This is a genomic window from Streptomyces sp. NBC_01268 (assembly GCF_036240795.1).
In the GTDB taxonomy this organism is placed as follows: Bacteria; Actinomycetota; Actinomycetes; order Streptomycetales; family Streptomycetaceae; genus Streptomyces.
Map to the genome: position 1 here is coordinate 6,770,114 of NZ_CP108454.1, position 22,619 is coordinate 6,792,732.

The 22,619-nt window shown below is 73.5% G+C and carries 21 protein-coding genes; 17 read left to right on the plus strand and 4 right to left on the minus strand.

Annotated features, from left to right (window positions below):
• Window positions 1-2: 2 nt before the first annotated feature.
• Window positions 3-1,223: a hypothetical protein gene (locus OG309_RS30450; RefSeq protein ID WP_329425707.1), complete on the minus strand. Its 1,221-nt coding sequence runs from the start codon at window positions 1,221-1,223 to the stop codon at window positions 3-5.
• 148 nt (window positions 1,224-1,371) lie between these two features.
• Here OG309_RS30450 and OG309_RS30455 point away from each other — a divergent pair, with 148 nt between their 5' ends.
• Window positions 1,372-2,652 (plus strand): cytochrome P450, encoded by a 1,281-nt coding sequence (locus OG309_RS30455; protein WP_443067601.1) that lies wholly within the window; start codon window positions 1,372-1,374, stop codon window positions 2,650-2,652.
• On the opposite strand, the gene OG309_RS30460 is transcribed toward OG309_RS30455, so the two are convergent.
• Complete coding sequence (locus OG309_RS30460; RefSeq protein WP_329425709.1) at window positions 2,615-3,355, minus strand: hypothetical protein; 741 nt, start codon at window positions 3,353-3,355, stop codon at window positions 2,615-2,617. The two genes, OG309_RS30455 and OG309_RS30460, sit on opposite strands and share 38 nt — an antisense overlap.
• A gap of 151 nt (window positions 3,356-3,506) precedes the next feature.
• On the opposite strand from OG309_RS30460, the gene ggt reads away from it, so the two are divergent.
• Window positions 3,507-5,309 (plus strand): gamma-glutamyltransferase, encoded by a 1,803-nt coding sequence (gene ggt / locus OG309_RS30465; protein ID WP_329428618.1) that lies wholly within the window; start codon window positions 3,507-3,509, stop codon window positions 5,307-5,309.
• Window positions 5,310-5,377: 68 nt separating this feature from the next.
• Here the strand turns inward: ggt and map are convergent, their stop codons facing one another.
• Entirely contained in the window at window positions 5,378-6,145 is a 768-nt protein-coding gene (gene map / locus OG309_RS30470; RefSeq protein WP_329425711.1) for a type I methionyl aminopeptidase, read from the minus strand.
• A gap of 33 nt (window positions 6,146-6,178) precedes the next feature.
• Here map and OG309_RS30475 point away from each other — a divergent pair, with 33 nt between their 5' ends.
• The 14 genes from OG309_RS30475 to OG309_RS30540 all read left to right on the plus strand — a co-directional run bounded on the left by OG309_RS30475 (window position 6,179) and on the right by OG309_RS30540 (window position 20,451).
• Window positions 6,179-6,430 (plus strand): helix-turn-helix domain-containing protein, encoded by a 252-nt coding sequence (locus tag OG309_RS30475; protein ID WP_329425713.1) that lies wholly within the window; start codon window positions 6,179-6,181, stop codon window positions 6,428-6,430.
• 125 nt (window positions 6,431-6,555) lie between these two features.
• Window positions 6,556-6,855 carry a hypothetical protein gene (locus tag OG309_RS30480; protein WP_329425715.1) on the plus strand — a complete coding sequence of 100 codons (300 nt, stop codon included), beginning with the start codon at window positions 6,556-6,558 and terminating at the stop codon, window positions 6,853-6,855.
• Window positions 6,856-7,012: 157 nt separating this feature from the next.
• Window positions 7,013-7,414, plus strand: a complete 402-nt coding sequence (locus tag OG309_RS30485) for a PPOX class F420-dependent oxidoreductase (RefSeq protein ID WP_329425717.1) — start codon at window positions 7,013-7,015, stop codon at window positions 7,412-7,414.
• Window positions 7,415-7,482: 68 nt separating this feature from the next.
• Entirely contained in the window at window positions 7,483-8,895 is a 1,413-nt protein-coding gene (locus OG309_RS30490) for a UL36 very large tegument protein (protein WP_329425719.1), read from the plus strand.
• A gap of 240 nt (window positions 8,896-9,135) precedes the next feature.
• A complete protein-coding gene (locus OG309_RS30495; protein ID WP_329425721.1) occupies window positions 9,136-9,978 on the plus strand; it encodes a nitrilase-related carbon-nitrogen hydrolase in 843 nt (280 codons plus the stop codon).
• Entirely contained in the window at window positions 9,975-11,255 is a 1,281-nt protein-coding gene (locus tag OG309_RS30500; protein WP_329425723.1) for an aspartate aminotransferase family protein, read from the plus strand. The genes OG309_RS30495 and OG309_RS30500 overlap by 4 nt, the downstream gene beginning before the upstream one ends.
• A gap of 88 nt (window positions 11,256-11,343) precedes the next feature.
• Window positions 11,344-12,750: a dihydropyrimidinase gene (gene hydA, locus OG309_RS30505; RefSeq protein WP_329425725.1), complete on the plus strand. Its 1,407-nt coding sequence runs from the start codon at window positions 11,344-11,346 to the stop codon at window positions 12,748-12,750.
• A gap of 11 nt (window positions 12,751-12,761) precedes the next feature.
• Complete coding sequence (locus OG309_RS30510) at window positions 12,762-13,778, plus strand: TIGR03842 family LLM class F420-dependent oxidoreductase (RefSeq protein WP_329425726.1); 1,017 nt, start codon at window positions 12,762-12,764, stop codon at window positions 13,776-13,778.
• 151 nt (window positions 13,779-13,929) lie between these two features.
• A complete protein-coding gene (locus OG309_RS30515) occupies window positions 13,930-14,379 on the plus strand; it encodes a hypothetical protein (protein WP_329425728.1) in 450 nt (149 codons plus the stop codon).
• Between the two features lies 1 nt (window position 14,380).
• Window positions 14,381-17,167, plus strand: a complete 2,787-nt coding sequence (locus OG309_RS30520; RefSeq protein ID WP_329425730.1) for a hypothetical protein — start codon at window positions 14,381-14,383, stop codon at window positions 17,165-17,167.
• A 125-nt stretch (window positions 17,168-17,292) separates the two neighbouring features.
• Window positions 17,293-17,925 carry a hypothetical protein gene (locus tag OG309_RS30525; RefSeq protein WP_329425732.1) on the plus strand — a complete coding sequence of 211 codons (633 nt, stop codon included), beginning with the start codon at window positions 17,293-17,295 and terminating at the stop codon, window positions 17,923-17,925.
• A 1-nt stretch (window position 17,926) separates the two neighbouring features.
• The gene (locus OG309_RS30530; RefSeq protein WP_329425734.1) at window positions 17,927-19,405 is read left to right on the plus strand and encodes a hypothetical protein; all 1,479 of its coding nucleotides are present in this window, start codon (window positions 17,927-17,929) and stop codon (window positions 19,403-19,405) included.
• A gap of 114 nt (window positions 19,406-19,519) precedes the next feature.
• Complete coding sequence (locus OG309_RS30535; RefSeq protein WP_329428620.1) at window positions 19,520-19,807, plus strand: ATP-binding cassette domain-containing protein; 288 nt, start codon at window positions 19,520-19,522, stop codon at window positions 19,805-19,807.
• Between the two features lie 56 nt (window positions 19,808-19,863).
• A complete protein-coding gene (locus tag OG309_RS30540) occupies window positions 19,864-20,451 on the plus strand; it encodes a class I SAM-dependent methyltransferase (RefSeq protein WP_329425735.1) in 588 nt (195 codons plus the stop codon).
• An 87-nt stretch (window positions 20,452-20,538) separates the two neighbouring features.
• Here the strand turns inward: OG309_RS30540 and OG309_RS30545 are convergent, their stop codons facing one another.
• Window positions 20,539-21,594, minus strand: a complete 1,056-nt coding sequence (locus tag OG309_RS30545; RefSeq protein WP_329425737.1) for a lipoate--protein ligase family protein — start codon at window positions 21,592-21,594, stop codon at window positions 20,539-20,541.
• Between the two features lie 128 nt (window positions 21,595-21,722).
• Here OG309_RS30545 and OG309_RS30550 point away from each other — a divergent pair, with 128 nt between their 5' ends.
• Window positions 21,723-22,610, plus strand: a complete 888-nt coding sequence (locus OG309_RS30550) for an inositol monophosphatase family protein (protein WP_329425738.1) — start codon at window positions 21,723-21,725, stop codon at window positions 22,608-22,610.
• Window positions 22,611-22,619 lie beyond the last annotated feature (9 nt).

Here is a 22,619-nt window from a genome sequence, read left to right on the forward strand (position 1 = left end):
AACTATTCCGCCGATGTCGGATGTGACATGGGCGATACGGGAACATCCGGCAGCGCCAAGGCGTCCGCGAAGTCCCGCCGCGCGTCCCCGTACCGCTCCACGGCGACGAGGAACATCGCGCGATCGGCGAGCGCCCGCGCCAGGGCCGACGGGGAGCCGGGGAGCCGGCGGGCCAGCGCGATCCCCTCGTCGTACGACGGGAGCAGCGTCTCCGCCGTCCGACGGCCACGGGTCTCCCAGAGCAGCGCCCGCCGGACCGTCAGGCGCCGCTGGACGGCGAGCAGCCCCGGGAGGTCGCCGGACGCGCGCAGGGCGTCGGCCCGCCCTTCCAGGTCGGGAACCGAGGCGAACCAGGCCTCCCGGACGTCGGGCGACCAGCCGTGCCCCGAGTAGCAGCCGAACGCCGGCAGCGGGACCTCGGCCGTGGCCGCCGGCTCGTCCTCTCGCCCCGACAGGGTGAACAGCGTGATCCAGCTCGCCTGGACGTTGCTCCAGCTCACCGGCTCGCCGTCCCGGGCGAGCCGGTCCAGCAGGCCGAGCGCCTCCGCCCGGACGGAGGCCGCCTCGGCCCGCCGCCCCGCCGCCCGGAGCATCCCGGCGTACCCGTGCAGCTCCCACACCAGGACCGCCAGCGGGCCGCGGTCCGCCGCCACCCCGCGCCGGCCGTCCGCCACGAGCTGCCCGAAGACCTCCAGGGCCCGCTCCCTCCGCCCGGCCGCGTCGAGCGTGCCCGCCCACTCGATCAGGGCCCAGCCGGACACCGCGTCCTCGGCACCCCCGAGGTGCCGCTCGTGCACCTCGGCCGCCTCCGCGTGCCGCCCCTCCTCGGCCAGCACCGTGGCCCACCGCCGGAACGCCCCGTTCTCCGCCCGCTCCGCGGACACCGCGCGCCCCTCGGCGCGCCGCCCCGAGGAGAACAGCGCGTACTCGTGCGCGCTCAGCGCCCTGCCCAGCAGCTCCGCCGCGTGCGGCGTGCCGGGGTCCAGACGCCGGGCCGCGGCCACCGCCTCCCCGGCCGGCGCCGCCGCGGACCCCTGGTCGGCGACCCGGTGGACGTACGCGAGCAGCGCGCCGACCAGCTTCGGCAGGTACGCGCGCGGACTCACCTCGGCCAGCACCCGGTACGCCCCGACCTCCTGCCACGGATCCAGCCGCCCGGACCCCAGCAGCAGCACCCGCGCCCGCAGCACCGCGTCCTGATCGATCCCGCTCGTGTCTCCCATGTGCCCCCTGTTCTCCGTCCGATGCACGACGGAGATTCTGGGAGTCGGCGGGCAGGGCGGACAAGGCTCCCGAACTGTGCGTTCCGTCCTACGAATAGCGCCGCTGACCTGTCATGATGGTGACGTCTTCACCCCTACGGGAGGGCCGTTGAGCGACGCGAGCGACGTACGCGAAGAGCCCGAGGCGTTCCACGTTCCCGGCGTGCCCGACGTCTTCGACCCGCGCCTGTACGCCGCGGGCATCCCGCACGACCGGTTCCGCGTCCTCCGCGACCACCACCCGGTCGCCCGCCAGGACGAGTACGAGGTGCTCGGCTGGCCCGCGGGCCCCGGGTTCTGGGCCGTGACCCGGCACGCCGACGTCCTGCGCGTCCTGAAGGACCCCGGCACCTGGTCCTCGCACCTCGGCGCCACCCAGATCCGCGACCCCGACCCGGCCGACCTGCCGTTCATCCGGCGCATGATGCTCAATCAGGACCCGCCTCACCACGGGCGGTTGAGGCGTCTCGTCAGCCGCGCCTTCACCCCGGGACGGATCGAGCGCTTCGCCGACACCGCGCGGCTGCGGGCCCGCCGGCTGCTCCGCGACGCGCGGGAGGCGGGGGGCGAGACCGATCTCGTACGGGCCGTCACGGACGACTACGCCCTGCTCAACCTCACCGACATCCTCGGCGTGCCACCGGACGACCGCGGCCTGCTGCACACCTGGACCGAGCGGGTCATCGCCTACCAGGACCCCGACGAGCCGCCCGTCCTGGACGCCGGGGGACGCCCGGTCAACCCCCGCTCACCGGCCATGCTCGCCGAGATGTTCGGCTACGCCCAGGACCTCGCCGCGCACAAGCGCGCCCACCCCGCCGACGACGTCATGACCGTGCTCGCGCACTCCGAACTCCAGGACGCCGAACTGGAGATGTTCTTCTTCCTGCTCACCGTCGCGGGCAACGACACCGTCCGCAGCGCCGCCCCCGGCGGAGTGCTCGCGCTCGCCGGACACCCCGACGAACGGCGCCGGCTCTGGGACGGCGAACGGGACGTCGACACGGCCGTCGGCGAACTCCTGCGCGTCCACCCGCCCGTGCTGCACATCCGGCGCACCGCCGCCCGCGACACCGAGCTCGCCGGCGTGCCGATCGGCGCCGGGGACAAGGTCGTCGTCTTCCACGCCTCCGCCAACTTCGACGAGCGCGTCTTCGCCGACCCCCACCGCCTCGACCTCACCCGTGCGCCGAATCCGCAGCTCGCCTTCGGCGACGGCCCGCACGTCTGCCTCGGAGCCCACTTCGCCCGGCTCCAACTGCGCGTGCTGCACGAGGAGATCCGGGACTCCTGCGCGGACCTGGAGACCGCCGGGCCGCCCCGGCGCCTGGTCTCCCACTTCATCAACGGGATCAAGTCGCTGCCGGTACGGGTGGACTGGCGGCGCTAGGCGTCAGCGCCCGCCGGGTCACGTCGGCCACCAGCTCGACGACGTCGGGGCCGTACGCCTGCGAGTTGACCACCTTCAGGAGCAGGACGAAGCTGCCGCCCCGATGGGAGCGGGCGAGCCGTTCGTGGTGCCGGGCCAGATAGCGGGTGGCCGCCTGGTTGGTGATCGCCCGCTGGCCGCAGAAGAGGAAGACCGGGCGGCCGCCCTCGCCCGCGGTGACCCGGGCGAGCAGGACGTACTCGCAGACACCCGGCTCCATGAGGTAGCGGTCCTCGCCGATTTGTATCGCCCCCCGCTCCGCCACCGGCTCCCGCTCCACGCTCATCGCCAGACCCGGCAGAAGGGACGAGAGGTGCGCCGCCATCCGCCGGTTCGAGCCCGGACCGCCGACGCAGAACTCCGTGCGGTCACCGAAGCCGAGCTGGGCCAGATCGTGCTGGACGATCTGCGCGTGCGCCCCGCAGTCCTTGATCAGCGCGGCGAGTTCGAGCAGCGCCGAGACGTCGAAGCGGTGCACCGCGCCGTCGTTGCCGGCCTCCCGGTTGACGACGAGCAGGCACTCCGAGTGGTGGGGCAGTCCGAAGAACGCCTGCTTCCGGCGGAGCCGCCGCCGCCACAGATAGGTGCGGGTCAGCCAGCCGAAGGAGCCGCTGACCCCGGTGGCGAGCACGCCCAGCACGATGTTGCGCAGGTCTTCGTTCATGGGCGCGCATGGTAGCGGGGGAGCGGGCTGTTGTTCGAGTGGCGTCCGCGTGACAGTCCTGTTGCGGCCCGGACGCGCTCCTGACGGGGAGCACGGGCAGAAGTTACGCTGCGCGGACGGGCGTTGACTGGAGGTACGGATGCAGTCTCGAATGCGGCGTTCCACCGCACGGAACCTGGCGGTCCTCACCGTCGCCGCGACGGTCCTCTCGGTGGGGGCGGCCGCCCCGCCGACGGCGGAGGCCCCGCCGCCGTCCGCCAAGGTGCCCGTCGCCAGCGGCTGGGGCGGGGCCGTGTCCAGCGTCGACGCGGACGCGTCGGCCGCCGGCATCGAGGTACTGCGCAAGGGCGGCAACGCGGTGGACGCCGCCGTCGCCGTCGCCGCGGCGCTCGGCGTCACCGAGCCGTACTCGGCCGGCATCGGCGGAGGCGGCTACTTCGTCTACTACGACGCCAAGACCCGTACGGTCCACACCGTCGACGGGCGCGAGACCGCGCCCCGCTCCGCCGACGCCGGACTCTTCGTGGAGAACGGCAAGCCCATCCCCTTCGAGGAGGGCCAGACCAGCGGCCGCGGCGTCGGCACCCCCGGCACCCCCGCCACCTGGGACACCGTGCTCGACGAGTGGGGCAGCAAGCCGCTGCGCCGGCTCCTCGAACCCGCCGAGCGGCTCGCCCGCGACGGCTTCACCGTGGACGCGACCTTCCGCGCCCAGACCGCCGCGAACGAGGCCCGCTTCCGCGACTTCCCCGCCACCTCCGAACTCTTCCTGCCCGGGGGGCAGTTGCCCGTCGTCGGCGCGACGTTCAAGAACCCCGACCTGGCGCGGACGTACGCGAAGCTGGGCCGAGAGGGCGTCGGCGCGCTCTACCGGGGCCCGCTCGCCCGCGACATCGTGAACACCGTCCAGCGCCCGCCGGTCCGCCCGGACGCCACCCGTGTGGTGCGCTCCGGCGACCTGACGGAACGGGACCTCGCCGGGTACGGGACGATCCTGCGCGAGCCCACGAAGGTGTCCTACCGCGGTCTCGACGTCTACTCCATGGCGCCCTCCTCCTCCGGCGGCACCACCGTCGGCGAGGCCCTCAACATCCTGGAGGGCGCCGACCTCTCCCGCGCCTCGCAGGCCCGTTACCTGCACCGCTTCATCGAGGCCAGCCGGATCGCCTTCGCCGACCGGGGCCGCTGGGTCGGCGACCCGGCCTTCGAGGACGTCCCGGCCCGCGCGCTGCTCTCCCAGCGGTTCGCCGACTCCCGGGCCTGCCTGATCCGCGACGACGCCGCCCTGACCAGCCCGCTCGCACCCGGCGACCCGCGTCACCCGGCGGCCTGCGCGAGCGGCGGGACGGCCGCACCGACGCCCTACGAGGGCGAGAACACCACCCATCTCACGGTCGCCGACAAGTGGGGCAACGTCGTCGCCTACACGCTCACCATCGAGTCCACCGGAGGCAGCGGCATCACCGTCCCCGGCCGCGGCTTCCTCCTCAACAACGAGCTGACCGACTTCTCCTTCGCCCCGGCGAACCCGGCCGTCCACGACCCCAACCTGCCCGGCCCGGGCAAGCGTCCGCGGTCCTCCATCTCGCCGACGATCGTGCTCGACAAGACGGGCCGGCCGGTCCTCGCGCTGGGCTCGCCGGGCGGCGCGACCATCATCACCACCGTCCTGCAGACCCTCACCGGGGTCGTGGACCGGGGCCTGCCGCTGGTCGACGCCATCGCCGCGCCCCGGGCCAGCCAGCGCAACCAGGCCACCACCGAGCTCGAACCCGGGCTGTGGGACAGCCCGCTCCGCGCCGCACTCGAAGCGATCGGCCACGGCTTCCGCCAGAACCCGGAGATCGGCGCCGCCACCGGTGTCCAGCGCCTGCCGGACGGCCGCTGGCTCGCCGCCGCGGAGCCCGTCCGCAGGGGCGGCGGCTCGGCGATGGTGGTCCGGCCGGCGCCCTGAGTGCGCCCCCGCGCGGGCGGGGTCCGGCCCTCGGGCTCACGGCGCCGTGAGGACGCGCACCCGCGCCCTCACAGCGCCGTCAGGATGCGCGGTCCCTCGTCCGTGATCGCCACGGTGTGTTCGGTGTGGGCCGCGCGGGAGCCGTCGAGGGTGCGGATGGTCCAGCCGTCGCGCGCCGTGTAGTGGGCGTCGCGGCCGCCGCCGACGAGCATCGGTTCGATCGCGATCACCATGCCGTGCCGCAGCGGCACACCCCGGCCCGGGCGTCCCTCGTTGGGGATGCCCGGTTCCTCGTGCATCGTGCGGCCCACGCCGTGGCCGCCGAGGCCGTCGGGGATGCCGTATCCGGCGCGGCGGCAGACCCGGCCGATCGCGTGCGCGATGTCGCCGACCCGGTTGCCGACCGTCGCCGCCCCGATCCCCGCCTCCAGCGCCTCGTACGCCGTGTCGACGAGCCGGGTGTCCTCGGGGCGGGCCCGGCCGACCGTGAAGCTGACGGCGGCGTCCCCGACCCAGCCGCCCAGGACGGCTCCGCAGTCCGCGCTGACCAGGTCGCCGTCGGCGAGCGGCGTGCCGTCCGGGATCCCGTGCACGATCGCGTCGTTCACCGAGAGGCAGACCACCGCCGGGAAGGGCACCGGGGCCCACTCCGGGTGGTAGTCCAGGAACGGCGATCCCGCCCCGGCCCCGGCCAGCACCTCCCGGGCCACCCGGTCCAGTTCGGCGGGCGTCACGCCGGGCGCGGCCTTCTCCCGTACGGCCGCGAGGGCCTGGGCGACCACCCGGCCCGCCTCGCGCATCGCCAACAGGGTCGCATCCGTCTTGATCTCCATCATGCCAATTACTATACCGGTATTAGAATGGGTGACATGGTGCGCACCCCCCTCACCCCAGAAGAGCGCGAACGCGGCGAACGCCTCGGCGCGCTGCTGCGCGACGCCCGTGGCGGGCGCTCGATGGCCGAGATCGCCGCGGCGGCCGGCCTCTCCGCCGAGACCCTCCGGAAGATCGAGACCGGCCGGGCACCGACCCCCGCCTTCTTCACCGTCGCCGCCCTCGCCGGGGTGCTCGGCCTGTCGATGGACGAGCTCGTGATCCGCTGCGCCCTCGCCCCCGTGTAGCCCCTCCGGCGCGGCGCGGTCCCGAGTGGACCCGCCGCGCCGGAGGGGGGACGCTGGAAGCGAGCGTCCGGGTGTGCCGAGGGCGTAGCGAACGGAGCCTCCGCCCGGTCGGAAAGGGCCGCGCCATGCGCATGCTGCTGAAGGTTCAGATGGACACGCCGGCCTCCAACGAGGCCATCAAGGCGGGCACCCTCCAGGAGACCATGGAGGCCGCACTCCAGAAACTGCGCCCCGAAGCCGCCTACTTCACCGTCGAGGACGGCTGTCGGACGGCGTACCTCTTCTTCGACCTGATCGACCCCTCCGACCTGCCGATGATCTCGGAGCCGTTCTTCATCAAGCTCGACGCCAAGGTCCACTACTCGCCGGTCATGAACCCGGACGACCTGCGCAGGGGCCTCAGCGCCATCCAGCCCAAGGGCTGACCGCCCCGCCCCGGGCGGTCCCGTGGCCCGGCAGCGGGTGCGCGGCCGGTCGGCGCGGGCCATCGTGGACGCGTGAACCGGCGTCAGAAGCTCCTCCCCGCCAGGCGTGCGCCCCTGGTCCGCGCCGCCGGCCGCACCCCTGCGTAGGCTCCCGGGCATGACGCCCGACACGATCCCCGACGAGCTGCGCCGCGGCCGCTACGTCAGCCTCACCACCTTCCGGAAGAACGGCACCGGGGTCGCCACCCCCGTCTGGTACGCGGTGGACGGCGACCGGCTGTACGCCTGGACCCGCACCGACTCCTGGAAGGTGAAGCGGCTGCGCCGTGACCCCCGGGTCGTGGCCGCCGTCTGTGACGTGCGCGGGAACGTCGCCGAGGGGGCCGTCCGGGTGGAGGGCACGGCCCGGCTGGTGACGGGGGAGGAGCTGCGCCGCGTGCGCCGGCTGCTCTCCCGCAAGTACACCTGGCAGTTCTGGGCCGTCGACTGGCCCGCGACCGTCGCCCGCCTCGGGAAGCGCCCCCACACCGGGATCGTCGTGAGCTTCCCGGGCGCCTGACCGAAAACTCTGCGTAGCCGTCCCGTAACACGACTGCGGTCCAATGCCGGGGACCGAAAGGCAGTGGTATGACGGTGTATCAACTTCCGGTGGAGCTCGCCGCGTTCGCCGGCTGGCTGAGCGAGCTCGCCGGCCGGCTCCGGCCGGGCGAGGGCTGGTACGGGGTCTTCGCCGCCCGCGACCCGGAAGGCCTGCGCGCCTGCTTCGACGGTACGGAGCTCCCGCCCTGGGACGTCGTCGCATCCCTGCTCCAGGACCTCGGCGAGCCGCCCGGCGCACCCCGGGCCGCCCGCGGCCGGGCCCTGTACGAGGCCGCGGCGGCCGCCCACGACCGCGCCCCGGACGCGGCGCGGTCCCTCGCCGCCCGCCACCGCCGGGCGCACGAGGCCGCCGCCGAGGCCGAGACCCGCCTCCAGCACCTGGCCGCCACCCCCGGCCCCGCCCTGGCCTGGGCCCGCGACGACCTGTACCGCGCCCGGGCGCGGGCGGCGGAACTGGGGGCGCGGAGGGCACGGATGCCGGAGGTGGCGGAGGCGGCGGGGGCGGGGGCGGGGGGAAGCGTGGCTGCGGGCGCGGACACGAGCGTCGCACCGGCCTCGGGCGCGGACGCGAGCGTCGCACCGGCCTCGGGCGCGGCCCCGGCCTCGGGCTCGACCCTGGCCCCAGGCGCTGCACCGGCCTCGGCCTCCACCCGCGATCCGGCCGCGGCCCCGGACTCGCCCCCGGCCGCAGCCCCGTCCCCGTCGGCGCCGGCGCCCAAGCGCCGCCCCCGTGGCGCGCGCTACGCGTGGCTCGACGGCGACGGCGACGGCGACGATGCCGCCGCCGTCGACGGTCCGGTGCGGTCCGCCGTCCCCGAGCTGCCCGCGGGGGGCGCGGCCCCGCGCGGTGCGCGGTTCGGCGGGGCGACGGCCGCCGCCCCGGTGCCCGCGCCCGCGCCGGTCGTCGACCCCGGGCAGGCGGCCCGCGCCGCGGGGAACGCCGTCTACGCCCTGCGGCGGCTGCGCGCCCAGGGGCGGGGCGGTGACGCGCACGGGCTGCTGTGCGAGGCGCTGGCCGGGCCGCCCGCCTGGCTGCCGGTCCTGGCGGCCGAGCTCCACCGCGCCGGTCTGGACGCCGACTGGGCCACCCTGCTGTGGGAGGCCGCCTCGCTGCCCCCGGCCCGGCTGGCCGCCGTCGCGGGGGCCCTCGCCGACGCGGGCCGCCCCCACGACCGCGACCAGCTCCTCCGCCAGGGCGTCGCCCGCCCCGTGGCGGAACTGGCCGACGCCTGCGCCGTCCTGTCCGCCGAGGGCCACGAGCCGGAGGCGCGGGCCCTGCTCACCGCGTTCGTCCGCGCCCGCACCCCGGAGGACGCGGCCCGCCTGGCCGCCCTCGACCCCGCCGCGCTCACGCCCCGCCTGCTCTCCGCCGCCCGCGACGTCTCGCCGTCCCGCGCGCGCGACCTGCTGCACGCGCTACGGGTCGCCGGTCTGGCGTGAGGCGGCGGCGCCCGGAGTGCCCGCCGGCCGGTCCGGAAAGTCTCGTACATGGGCGCGATCGCGCCGAAGAGGACGTGTCGGTACGTGTCCGACGTGGACCACTCGGGTATGAAACATGATCGACTAGGCCGGTTCGCGGCAGTGGTCTTGCTCCGGGCTGTGACGGGGCTTACGTTCTCCTCCTACGCACCGCGTCTACGTGCGTAGAGGCTCTCTGACGCCGTGCCGAAGGAGCAGCTCATGACCGACGTCGTACGCGCCGCGCTCGTCCAGGCGACCTGGACCGGCGACACCGAATCCATGATCGCCAAGCATGAGGAACACGCCCGCGAGGCGGCCCGGCAGGGGGCGAAGGTCATCGGGTTCCAGGAGGTGTTCAACGCCCCGTACTTCTGCCAGGTGCAGGAGCCCGAGCACTACCGCTGGGCCGAGCCCGTGCCCGACGGGCCGACCGTGCGCAGGATGCAGCAGCTCGCCCGGGAGACCGGGATGGTGATCGTCGTCCCCGTCTTCGAGGTCGAGGACGCCGGGTTCTACTACAACACCGCCGCCGTCATCGACGCCGACGGCAGCTACCTCGGCAAGTACCGCAAGCACCACATCCCGCAGGTCAAGGGCTTCTGGGAGAAGTACTACTTCCGCCCGGGCAACGCCGGCTGGCCCGTCTTCGACACCGCCGTCGGCAAGGTCGGCGTCTACATCTGCTACGACCGGCACTTCCCGGAGGGCTGGCGCCAACTCGGCCTGAACGGCGCCCAGCTGGTGTACAACCCGTCCGCCACCTCGCGCGGCCTCTCCGCCTACCTCTGGCAGCTCGAACAGCCCGCCGCCGCCGTCGCCAACGAGTACTTCGTCGCCGCCATCAACCGCGTCGGCCAGGAGGAGTACGGCGACAACGACTTCTACGGCACCAGCTACTTCGTCGACCCGCGCGGCCGGTTCGTCGGCGACGTCGCCTCGGACAAGGGCGAGGAACTCGTCGTCCGCGACCTCGACTTCGGCCTCATCGAGGAGGTCCGCCGGCAGTGGGCCTTCTACCGGGACCGCCGTCCCGACGCCTACGACGGGCTGGTGCAGCCGTGAGCGGCCTCTACGCGCGCCACCGCGCCGTCATCCCCGACTGGGTCGCCCTCTACTACCGCGACCCCATCGAACTCACCCACGGCGAGGGCCGCCACGTCTGGGACGCAGACGGCAACCGCTACCTCGACTTCTTCGGCGGCATCCTCACCACGATGACCGCGCACGCCCTCCCCGAGGTCACCAAGGCCGTCGCCGAACAGGCCGGGCGGATCATCCACTCCTCCACCCTCTACCTCAACCGCCCCATGGTGGAGCTCGCCGAACGGATCGCCGCTCTCTCCGGCATCCCCGACGCCCGCGTCTTCTTCACCACCTCCGGCACCGAGGCCAACGACACCGCCCTGCTCCTCGCCACCACCTACCGCCGTTCCCCTCAGATCCTGGCGATGCGCAACAGCTACCACGGGCGCTCCTTCTCGACCGTCGGCATCACCGGCAACCGCTCCTGGTCGCCCACCGGCCTCTCCCCGCTGCAGACCCTGTACGTGCACGGCGGCGTCCGCAACCGCGGCCCCTACGCCGAGTACACCGACGAGCGGTTCATCGACGCCTGCGTCGCCGACCTGGAAGACCTCCTCGGCCACACCCGGGACGTCGCCGCCCTCATCGCCGAACCCATCCAGGGCGTCGGCGGCTTCACCTCCCCGCCCGACGGCCTCTACGCCGCCTTCCGGCGCGTCCTCGACCGGCACGGGATCCTCTGGATCGCCGACGAGGTGCAGACCGGCTGGGGCCGCACCGGCGAGCACTTCTGGGGCTGGCAGGCGCACGGCCAGGCCGGACCGCCCGACATCCTCACCTTCGCCAAGGGCATCGGCAACGGCATGTCCATCGGCGGGGTCGTCGCCCGCGCCGAGATCATGAACTGCCTCGACGCCAACTCCATCTCCACCTTCGGCGGCTCGCCCGTCACCATGGCCGCGGGCCTCGCCAACCTCACGTACCTCCTCGAACACGACCTCCAGGGCAACGCCCGCCGGGTCGGCGGCCTCCTCATCGAACGGCTGCGCGCCGCCGCCGCGGGCGCCGCGTCCGTACGGGAGGTCCGCGGCCGCGGCCTGATGATCGGCATCGAACTCACCGAGCCCGGCACCGACCGCGCCGCCCCCGACACCGCCGGGGCCGTCCTGGAGGCCGCCCGCGCCGGCGGCCTGCTCATCGGCAAGGGCGGCGGCCACTCGACCAGCGCCCTGCGCGTCGCGCCCCCGCTCTCGCTCACCGTCGCCGAGGCCGAGGAGGGCGCGGCCATCCTCGAACAGGCCCTGCGGTCGGTCTAGTCCGCCAGTGCCGGCGGCCCGCCGGCCCGAGCCCCGTCCCGCCCGCCCACACCAGACCGCACCCGTCCAGTTCGCAGGGGAGAAGTCCGTGAGCAGCACCCGTACTCTCATCCGGGGCGGTCTGGTGATCACCGCCGCCGACGAGCTCCACGCCGACGTGCTCATCGAGGACGGCCGGATCGCCGCCCTCGCCGCCCACGGCTCCGACATCGCCGCCGGGTGGACCGCCGCGCGGACCATCGACGCCACCGACCGCTACGTCATCCCCGGCGGCGTCGACGCCCACACCCACATGGAGCTGCCGTTCGGCGGCACCTCCGCCTCGGACACCTTCGAGACCGGCACCCGCGCCGCCGCCTGGGGCGGCACCACCACCATCGTCGACTTCGCCGTACAGAGCGTCGGCCACTCCCTGCGCGCAGGGCTGGACACCTGGTACGCCAAGGCCGACGGCGTCTGCGCGATCGACTACGCCTTCCACATGATCCTCTCCGACGTCGACGAGCACTCCCTCAAGGAGATGGACAAGCTGGTCCAGGAGGGCATCACCTCCTTCAAGCTGTTCATGGCCTACCCCGGCGTCTTCTACAGCGACGACGGGAAGATCCTGCGGGCCATGCAGCGCGCCTCCGCCAACGGCGGACTGATCATGATGCACGCGGAGAACGGCATCGCGATCGACGTCCTCGTCGAGCAGGCCCTCGCCCGCGGCGAGACCGACCCGCGCTATCACGGGGAGGTCCGCAAGGCGCTCCTGGAGGCGGAGGCGACGCACCGGGCGATCCAGCTCGCCCGGGTCGCCGGAAGCCCGCTCTACGTCGTCCACGTCTCCGCGGAGGAGGCCGTCGCCGAGCTGGCGGCCGCCCGCGACAAGGGCCTGCCGGTCTTCGGCGAGACCTGCCCGCAGTACCTGTTCCTGTCCACGGACAACCTCGCCGAGCCCGGCTTCGAGGGCGCCAAGTACGTCTGCTCGACGCCGCTGCGGCCCAAGGAGCACCAGGAGGCGCTCTGGCGGGGGCTGCGCACGAACGACCTCCAGGTGGTGTCGACGGACCACTGCCCGTTCTGCTTCAAGGGGCAGAAGGAGCTCGGCCTCGGCGACTTCTCCAAGATCCCCAACGGTCTGCCGGGCGTCGAGAACCGCATGGACCTCCTCCACCAGGCCGTCGTCGACGGGCACATCTCCCGGCGCCGCTGGATCGAGATCGCCTGCGCCACCCCGGCCCGCATGTTCGGCCTCTATCCGCAGAAGGGGACCCTCGCGCCCGGCGCGGACGCGGACGTCGTCATCTACGACCCGCACGCCCGCCAGACCCTCTCCGCGACCACCCACCACATGAACGTCGACTACTCCGCGTACGAGGGGAGGACGGTCACCGGGCAGGTCGAGAGCGTCCTGTCGCGCGGCGAACCCGTCATCGACCGGCGCGCCTACGTCGGCCGCGCCGGACACGGCAGCTTCGTACCCCGTTCCACCTGCCAGTACCTGAACTAGGAGACCGCCCCGTGGACTTCGGACTCGTCCTGCAGACCGACCCGCCCGCCTCGCAGGTCGTCGGCCTGATGCGCCGGGCGGAGCGCAACGGCTTCCGCTACGGCTGGACCTTCGACTCCGCCGTACTGTGGCAGGAACCCTTCGTCATCTACAGCCAGATCCTCGCCCACACCACCAAGCTCCACGTGGGCCCCATGGTCACCAACCCCGGAACCCGCACCTGGGAGGTGACCGCCTCCACCTTCGCCACCCTCAACGACATGTACGGCAACCGGACCGTCTGCGGCATCGGCCGCGGCGACTCCGCGATGCGCGTCGCCGGCCGCAAGCCGAACACCCTCGCGCGCCTCGGCGAGGCCATCGACGTCATCCGCGACCTCGCGGAGGGCCGTGAGGTGGAGGTCGACGGCAACCCGATCCGGATCCCGTGGGTGAAGAACGGCAAGCTGCCCGTCTGGATGGCGGCGTACGGCCCCAGGGCCCTCGCGCTCGCCGGTCAGAAGGCCGACGGCTTCATCCTCCAGCTCGCCGACCCCTTCCTCACCGAGGGGATGGTCAAGGCCGTCCGGCAGGCCGCCACCGACGCAGGCCGCGACCCGGACGCGCTCACCGTCTGCGTCGCCGCCCCCGCGTACGTCACGGCCGACGACTCGCCCGAGGCCCTGGCCCACGCCCGCGACCAGTGCCGCTGGTTCGGCGGCATGGTGGGCAACCACGTCGCCGACCTGGTCGCCAAGTACGGCGAGCACTCGTCGATGGTCCCCGAGGAGCTGACGGCGTACATCAAGGACCGGCAGGGCTACGACTACTCCCACCACGGCCGCGCCGACAACCCCGACACCGCCTTCGTCCCGGACGAGATCGTCGACCGCTTCTGCCTCCTCGGCCCCGCGGAGTCCCACATCGCCAGACTCCGCCACCTCAAGGACCTCGGCGTCGACCAGTTCGCCGTCTACGACATGCACGACAACCGCGAGGGCACCATCGACGCGTACGGCTCCGAGATCATCCCGGCGCTCACCTCCTGAACCCGCCGCTGCCCGTGCCGACCGTCGCGGAGCCCGGTGCGCCGGCGCCGGCACAGGTGTCACCCGCATGGTGGGGGGAAGGAGACGGGGGACGCTTGTACGCGTCATGAGGCTTCCCCGCTCCGCGCCGGGGAGCTACGGGGGAGGCACGTTGCTGGAACCGATCACCGAGCTCGCCATGTCGGGCGCGACGGCGGTGGTGGCCGCCATGGCCACCAGCGCCTGGGGCGGGACGCGTGAGGCGGTCGTGCGCCTGTTCCGCCGTCAGGAAGGGCAGACCGAGACGTCGATCGAGGAGCAACTGGACTCCACGGCCGCCCGCGTGGCCGGGGCGCCCGACGCGGTCGTCGCACGCGAACGGATCATCCCGCTCTGGCAGGGAGAGCTGGAGGACCTGCTCCGGCGGCATCCCGAGGCGGCGGAGGAACTCCGAGGACTGATCGCCCGGGCCCGCGCCGGACTGCCGCGTCCCGAACAGGCGCCGGTGCAGAACATCACCGCTCACGGCGCGGGGCACGCCTACGGCGCGCTGAACGGGAACGTCGTCGTCCACCACCACCCTCCTGCCGCCCCGCCCCCGGACGAGGGCCCCGGGGCGTGAGGTGACAGCGGACGCCGACGGCCCCGTCGGATTCCCCCGGTTCACCCAGCACGTCACCGCGGTCAACGGGTTCGCCTACGGGGTGATGGGCGCCGACCTCCATGTGACCGCCACGGGGGTTCCCGTCTACCTGCTCGCGCGGTGGCGGCCGGCACCGTCCACGGATCCGCAGTGGCTGCGCGAGCTTCCCAGCAGGATGCTCAACGCCCGCCGCTCCGTGGTCCCCTTCGTCCTGCGCGAGGAGGAACTCGACGATCTGGTGTCCTGGCGCGACGGTGACGCCCGGCTCGCGGTGCGCTGGCTGTACGCACCGGGCGGACAGGGCAAGACCCGGCTCGCCGGCGAGCTCGCGAGGAGGTCCGAGGAAGAGGGCTGGACGCCGGCCGTCGCCTTCCACGGACCCGACGCGGACCCCGTCCCCCCAGGCAGCCAGGACCTCCGCGTCGCCGACGGGGGCAAGCTCCTGCTGATCGTCGACTACGCCGACCGCTGGAGCATGGAGAGTCTGACGTGGCTGCTGAAGAACGTGATGCTCCACAAGGAGGAGGTCCGGGCGCGCGTCCTGATGATCGCCCGCACCGACCACGCCTGGCCCGCGGTGCGGGCGCTCACCGACGCGCACCAGGCCCGTACGTCCCTTCGGCGCCTTCCCCCGCTGGACGGCGACATCGAACGCACCCTCATGTTCCGCACGGCGGTCGCCGCCTTCCGGACCCTGTACGGCTCCCGGAGCACCGAGGAACTCAGCCCCTCGGACTCGCTCGACGGCGATGACCTCGGGCTGCCCCTCGCCCTGCACGTCGCCGCCCTCGTGGCCGTCGACGCCCACGCCCGGGGCGCGTCCGCCCCGGCGGGACTCGCCGGACTCACCGCCTACCTCCTGGACCGGGAACACCTGCACTGGCACCGCCTGTACGCCGCCGGGAACCGGGAGGGACCACCGACGGGCGACGACGGGAGCGGCTACGCCACGGAGCCCGAGGTGATGAACCGGGCGGTGTTCACCGCCTGCCTGACCGGGACGGTGCCGCACGCGCTGGGCGACGCGGCCCTGCGGGCCCAGTCCCTTCCCCGGATCGACGGAGTCCTGCGGGACCACGCGTTCTGCTACCCGCCGCTGGACGGCGGCGCCGGCACGGTCCTCGAACCGCTCTACCCGGACCGGCTCGCGGAGGACTTCGTCGCGCTCACGCTGCCCGGTCACACCGGCGAGTACCCGGTCCGCTCGTGGGCACCTCGTACGGTCACGGCACTGCTCGACCACGGCAGCTCGGACGGCGGGGCCGTCCCGCGCTGGACCCCGCGCCTGATCACCGTGCTCGCCTCGGCCGCGGGTCCGGGCCGCTGGCAGCACGTGGCGGACCTCCTGAACGGCCTCCTGTCCGACGACCCCGGTCTCGCCGTCGCGGCGGGCGGAGCGGCGCTCGCCGCGCTGGCGGACGCGCCCGCCGTGGACGCCAGGGTGCTGGAAGAGGTCGCCGCGCGCTTTCCCGTGGGCTCGCATCCGGAGCTGGACGCGGGGATGGCCACCCTGACCTACCGCCTCGCGCACCACCGGCTCTCACGGACGCAGGACCCCCTCGCCCACGCGACGGTCAGGGACGACCTCGCCGCCCGGCTGCACCACGCGGGCATGCACCGCGAGGCGGTGGTCGCCCAGCGGGACGCCCTGCCCGCGTGGCGCCATCTGGCGCGGGTCGACCGGGCCCGCCACGGCAGCGGGCTCGCCACCGCCCTGGCGGATCTCGCGGTCGCTCGGTCGGGTCTGGGCGACGAGAGCGCATCCGCCGGATCCGAGGGGATGCGGAGCGATCCGGTGCTGCACCAGATACGCGAGGCCCGCGCCCTCTACGAAGAGCTCGCCGATGAGGACCCGGTGGCACATCGCAGGGGCCTGGCGGTCACGTTGCGCAAGATGTCCACCGTCCTGCTGGCCCGCAGGGGACCCGCCGATGCCGCCCGCTGCGCCGACGAGGCCACGGCCTCCTTCCGGCTCCTGCCGCAGAACGACCTGCGGCAGTGGCGCGAGGACCTGGCGCACGCCCTGAGCGCCTCGGGGCTGATGTGGCAGACCGCGGGCGACAGGGAGCGGAGCGTGTCCCACGGCGAGGAGGCCGTCCGCCTCTACCGTGCCCTCGCCGAGGCGGACCCGGGGGCACTCACCGTCGAGCGCTGCAAGGCCTTCCTCAACCTGTCCGTCGGCTACGCCCTTCTCGGACGAAACCGTGAGGCGATCGCGCTGGCGGAAGAAGTCCTGCCCACCGTCCGGCACTTCGCCCAGGTCAACGACGTGGCGTGGGTGTCCGAACTGGCCCTCGCACTGAACAACCTCGCCATCAACCAGGCACGCGTCGGCGCGACGGGCGACGCCCTGGAGACGGCGCACGCCGCGGTGTCCCTCGCACGGCAGTGCGAGGCGGCCGACCCCGTCCTGCACGGCGGGCTCCTGATGATGGCCCTCATCACCCTCGCCAACCGGCTGACCGAGGCGCGCCGGCCGCGCGACTCCCTCGCCGCCGCGGAGGAGGCCGTAGGGGTGAGCCGGAGGAACGTGCGCTACGACCGCAGGCACCATCTGCCGGGGCTCGCCCTCGCCGTGCGCGTGCTCCGCGAGCGGCGACTCGGCCTCCAGGACCGGTCGGGAGCCGTCGAAGCCGCCGGAGAGGCGGTCGAGCTGCTGAAGGAACTGGCGCTCCAGGACCCCGGGACGTTCCTGCCGTCCCTCCGGGAAGCGGAGTCGCGCTTCCTCATGCTGACGTCGATCGCCGTCATCGGCTTCGACCCCTGACTCGCGTCACCCCAAGTCAAGTTACTCAAAAGTAATGTTGACACCCCTTCAACTTTTCGGCGGCCCGCTGCGAGACTCCAGCTCCTGGCCCATCGGCCGACCGAGTGAGTGAAGGAGTCCGCTCCGTGACCGACGCCTCCCGTACCGCGTGGGAGCACCTGCGTGACACAAGTGCCTTCCAGTGGTACGTCATCCCGCTCCTGCTGATCGTCCTGTACGTGTACGCCGTCGAGGTCGAGCGGCGGAACTGGAACGTCTTCTTCGCGGGCCTGGCCTTCTGGGGCATGGACTGGTTCAACGAGATCTGGAACGCGCTGGTCTTCCACTTCACCGGACGCGCCCCCGTGTGGGGAGCGCCGGGCGGGGAGTCGGCGTACCTCGTCCTCATCGGGCTGAACATCGAGATCTGCTTCATGTTCGCGGTGTTCGGCGTCGTCGCGGCCAAGCTGCTGCCGACCGACCGGAACCTGCGGGTGCTCGGCCTGCCCAACCGCTGGGTGCTCGCCGGCGCGGGGGCCGCCGCGGCGGTCGTCGTCGAGATCGCCCTCAACGCCATGGGCGCGCTCACCTGGGAGTGGTCGTGGTGGCGGGCCGGAATGCCGCTGCTGGTCTGGCTGGTGGGGTACCTGCCGTTCTTCCTGGTGAGCTACTGGGTCCACGACCTGCCCAAGGTCCGCTCCAAGGCGCTCGCCGTCGGCGCGCTGCTCGGCCTGGACGCCCTCGCCCTCATCGTCTTCATCTCCCTGGGATGGATCTGACATGCTGCGTCACACCCTCGCCGCGACCCTCCTCGCCGTCGGGGCCCTCGCCCCCGCCGCCCCCGCGGCGGCGGCCGACGGCCCGTGCCGGCCGGTCGGCACCGCCGGACTGGCCGACCTCGTACCGGGGGACGGCACCCTCGGCCTGTCCGCGTTGCCGCCGGCGACCGTCGACCTGCCGCCGCAGGTCTTCCTCCGAGGCACCGCCGAGACCTTCAACCGGCGCTGGTCCTTCGCGCTGCGCGACGGGCGCATGTACGTGAAGAAGGCGACGGCCGCGGGGGAGTGGCGCACCATGGCCCTGCCCGACTGCCTGGCCGGCCGCGTCACGGGCATCTCCGTCGACGACGACGAGCTCGTCGCGCTCGACGACGGCGGCCGCATCTACACGATGGACCACGCCCTCAACGCCCCCTGGACCTGGAACTGGACCTACCGCTACGGCGCCCCGCTGTGGCTGGGTGACGGCAACACCGTCCCGTACGGCTCGACCCGCTGGACCTGGTCGGTGCTCTCGCCCGGCGAGGACCAGGTGTGGCGCGACACGGCCGGCAACGACCACCCGGTCGGCGGCGCGAAGGTCTCCCACGTCTTCGCGCTCAGCCCCGACGGAAGCCGGATCACGTACGTCGACCCCTGGCTCCCCGCCGACCACAGCTACGAGATGGCCACCCCGCACCGCGGCCGCTTCCGGGCCGAGGCGCTGTCCACCGCGGCCTCCACCTCGCTCGTCGTCAACCGCTACGGCGACCTGTACACGCGCCTGTACGACTTCGACATCGCGGGCTCCGACCCCGTCTTCTTCGGCTACTCCTACGAGGACCAGCGCGGGGCGGTGTTCCCGAAGATCCAACTGCCGGCGCCCGACTGGGTCCACCAGCCCAAGGTCCCCGCCTCCGGGGAGGTCACCGACCGGATCTCCGTCCACAAGACCGGCCGGGGCTCGGACGCCCGCGAACTGCGCGTCGAGGGGCGGGCGCACGGCGTCACCGGGTACTGGCACAAGGCGCTGACCGCCGCCGGGTGGAGCTTCACCGAGACGGGCGAGCCCCTCCGCGGCCGCCTCCTCCAGAACACCCCCGACGACCGCTCCACGGACACCCTCGCGGCGCCGTCGCCCTACGACTACGCCGGCACCCAGGGGCAACTCGGCGTCCGAGTAGCCGAGTTCGATCTCGCCGTCGAGTCCACCCCGCTGCTCCTCCAGGCCGGCGACCGTACGCTCACCGTCACGCTGCACACCGTCGACGGCCTGCGCCAGACCGTCCAGGCCCCGGGCCTCGGCTCCCAGCCCCGCACCTTCTACGGCACGGTCGAGGTCCCGCGGTCCGTCCTCGACGCCCTCGACGCCCAGCCCCCCGCGCTGCGCGACTTCGTCCGCGACCGCCTGCGCTCCGCACGCTTCACCGCGACCGACGTCGTCGTCACCGACCGCACCATGACCCTCCCCGGCCTGGGCCTCACCCTGAACCGCGCCTGAGCACCCGGGGGCCCGTTCACCCGTCGGCCGGGTCCCCGTCGCCCGGCCGCCGAGCCCGTGCTGGTCGTCAAGGGACTGCGCCGCGCCTACGGGGCCGTGCAGGCCGTCGACGACGTGTCGTTCACGCTGCCGCCGGGTGGATCGCTGGGCATCGTCGGCGAGCCGGGCTCCGGCAAGACCGCCACCGCGCGGATCGTGGTCGGCCTGGAGCGGGCGGACGAGGGCGAGGTCCACGTCCTCGGCCGGTCTCCCCCTGCGGCCCCCCCGGCGGCACTGATCACGACGACGCGCCGTGAACCCTGGACCAGGCCCTCCCGTTGCCATAGCCTCCACATACCGAGACACGAAGGCGTGCCCCGGTCCGGCGCCTGCCCGTGTCCGGACGGGCCTCCGCCTCCGTAACTCGCTTCCCACGGTGTCGTTCTGCGTTCATACGACGCAACGAAGGCGGTCATCACATGTCCGGCACGGAGTCATCCGACTACACCCAGCGGCTCGCGCGGCTCGAGACCTCGGGGATCAAGCGGCTGTTGCCGACACAGGCCCCCTACCGGTGGAACCTCAAGCGCCTCGGTCTCGGCCGGGTGCTCGACGTGGGCTGCGGCCTCGGGCGCAACCTGCTGAACTGCGGTCCCGACAGCGTCGGTGTCGACCACAACGCGACCTCGGTCGAGACCTGTCGCGAGCGGGGCCTCACCGCCTACACGCCCGACGAGCTCGCCGCCGCCCCGGACTGCGGCCCCGGCTCCTTCGACTCGCTGCTGTGCGCCCACGTCCTGGAGCACATGGACGAGTCCCTCGCGAACTCGATCCTGGAGCAGTACCTGCCGCTGGTGAAGCCGGGCGGCTCGGTCGTCCTCATCACGCCGCAGGAGGCCGGCTACAAGACGGACGCCACCCACGTCCGCTTCGTCGACTTCGAGGGGCTGCGCGGGCACGCGGAGAAGGTGGGCCTGACCATCGACCGCACCTACTCGTTCCCCTTCGCGCGCTCGCTCGGCCGGGTCTTCCCGTACAACGAGTTCATCCTCGTCGCCCGCACCTGAGGCCGGTCCGGGGCGGCCCCGGCCGGGCCGCCGGAGCCGGCCCGGCCGGTCCGCGGCACCGTGCCCCCCCGGATCCTGGATCCCGCCTCACGGCACCCGGGCGATCCACTCCGGGGTGGCGAACTTCGTCTCCGCGAGCTCCTTCGCGCGGGTCAGCTCCTCCTCCGTGACCGTGCCCTCGGACAGGCCGTAACGGGAGCGGAAGGAGGCGACCATCCGGTCGATGACCGCCTCCCGGGGCAGCCCGGTCTGGCGGCGCAGCGGGTCCACCCGCTTCTTGGCGCTCTTGGTGCCCTTGTCGGACAGCTTCTCCCGGCCGATGCGCAGCACCTCGGTCATCTTGTCGGCGTCGATGTCGTACGCCATGGTCACGTGGTGCAGCACCGCGCCGTCGCCCGCCACCATCCGCTTCTGCGCGGCCCCGGCGATCTTGCCGGCCTCGGTGGCGATGTCGTTGAGCGGCTGGTACCAGGCCTTGACGCCCATGTCGCCGAGCGCCCCCAGCACCCAGTCGTCCAGATACGCGTAGCTGTCGGTGAAGGACAGGCCCTGGACCAGGGCGTCGGGGACCGACAGCGAGTACGTGATGGTGTTGCCCGGCTCGATGAACATGGCCCCGCCGCCGCTGATCCGGCGCACCACCTCGATGCCGTGCCGCTCCGCCGCCTCCGGGTCCACCTCGTTGCGCAGCGACTGGAAGCTGCCGATGACGACGGCGGGGGAGCCCCACTCCCACACCCGCAGGGTCGGCGGACGGCGGCCCGCCGCGACCTCTGCGGTCAGGACCTCGTCGAGCGCCATGTGCAGGGCGGGGGACTGCGGCGGCTCGTGGATCAGCTGCCAGTCGTAGTCGGTCCAGTCCGTGGCGTGCGCGAGGGCCCGCCGGACCGCCACCCCGATGCCCTCCGTGGTCAGCCCGTACATCTGCGTCCCGGGCGGCAGCGCCGCGTCGATGCGGGCGGCGAGACCGGCGGCGTCCGTGTCGGCCGGGGCACCCTCCAGGGCGCGGTCGATCGCCAGGATCGCCTCGTCCGGTTCCAGGAAGAAGTCGCCCGCGACCCGGACCCGGCGCAGGACGCCGTCCTCCGCGTCGAGGTCGACGACGACCAGCTTGCCGCCCGGAACCTTGTACTCGCCGTGCACGGGACCCTCCCTGGAAGTAAGGGGTGAACTCGATCAAAGCGTACTCGCGGCCGGCAGGTCGTCCTCCGGTTGTCCACAGGTCGCCACGGGGCCTCCGGAATGTCAGCCGGGTGTGCTTGGCTGGTCACATGACCGGATACGCCGAGACCGCAGCCAGCGCAGCCGCAACGGCCAGCGCAGTCACCGCAGCCTTCCTCGAGCACGTCCTCGCCGGAGGTACGGCCGAGGTGGAGGAGGCGGTCCGCAAGGCCGCCGCCGAAGAGATCATGCCGCGCTTCCGGCAGCTCGGCGCGGAGGAGATCGTCGAGAAGAACGGGCCGCACGACCTGGTCACCGTCGCGGACCGGAACGCCGAGGCCCACCTGACCGCCTCCCTCACCGCCCTGCTCCCCGGCTCCGTCGTCGTCGGCGAGGAGGCCGTGCACGCCGACCCCGAGGTCTACGAGGCGCTCAAGGGCGACGCCCCCGTCTGGATCGTCGACCCCGTGGACGGCACCCGCCAGTTCGTGCAGGGCGAGGCCGGCTTCTGCACCCTGGTCGCCCTCGCCCGGTACGGCGAGCTGATCGCCTCCTGGACCTACGCGCCCGTCCTGGAGGAGCTGGCCGTCGCGGTCCGCGGCCGCGGCGCCACCGTGAACGGCGCGCCCATACGTTCCGGCGCGCCCGCCCCGGGAGCGGCCCTGGACGTCGCCACCTCGCACCCCGACTACACCACTCCCGACCAGAAGCGCGCCCTGCTCGGACTGCGCACCGACGGCGTCCGCCCCCGTCCCTGCGGCTCGGCGGGCCTGGAGTACCTGGCCGTAGCCAAGGGCGAGCTCGACGCCGTCGCCTTCTCCTGGGAGTACGCCTGGGACCACGCCGCCGGGCTGCTCCTCGTCGAGGAGGCCGGCGGCACCGATCTCACCCTCACCGGCGACCGGTTCCGCATCACCGGGGGCAACGCGCTGCCGTTCACCGCGGCCCGGGACACGGCCACCGCCCAGCGGATCCGGGCCCTCCTCGGGGCTGGGTAAGTCCCTTAC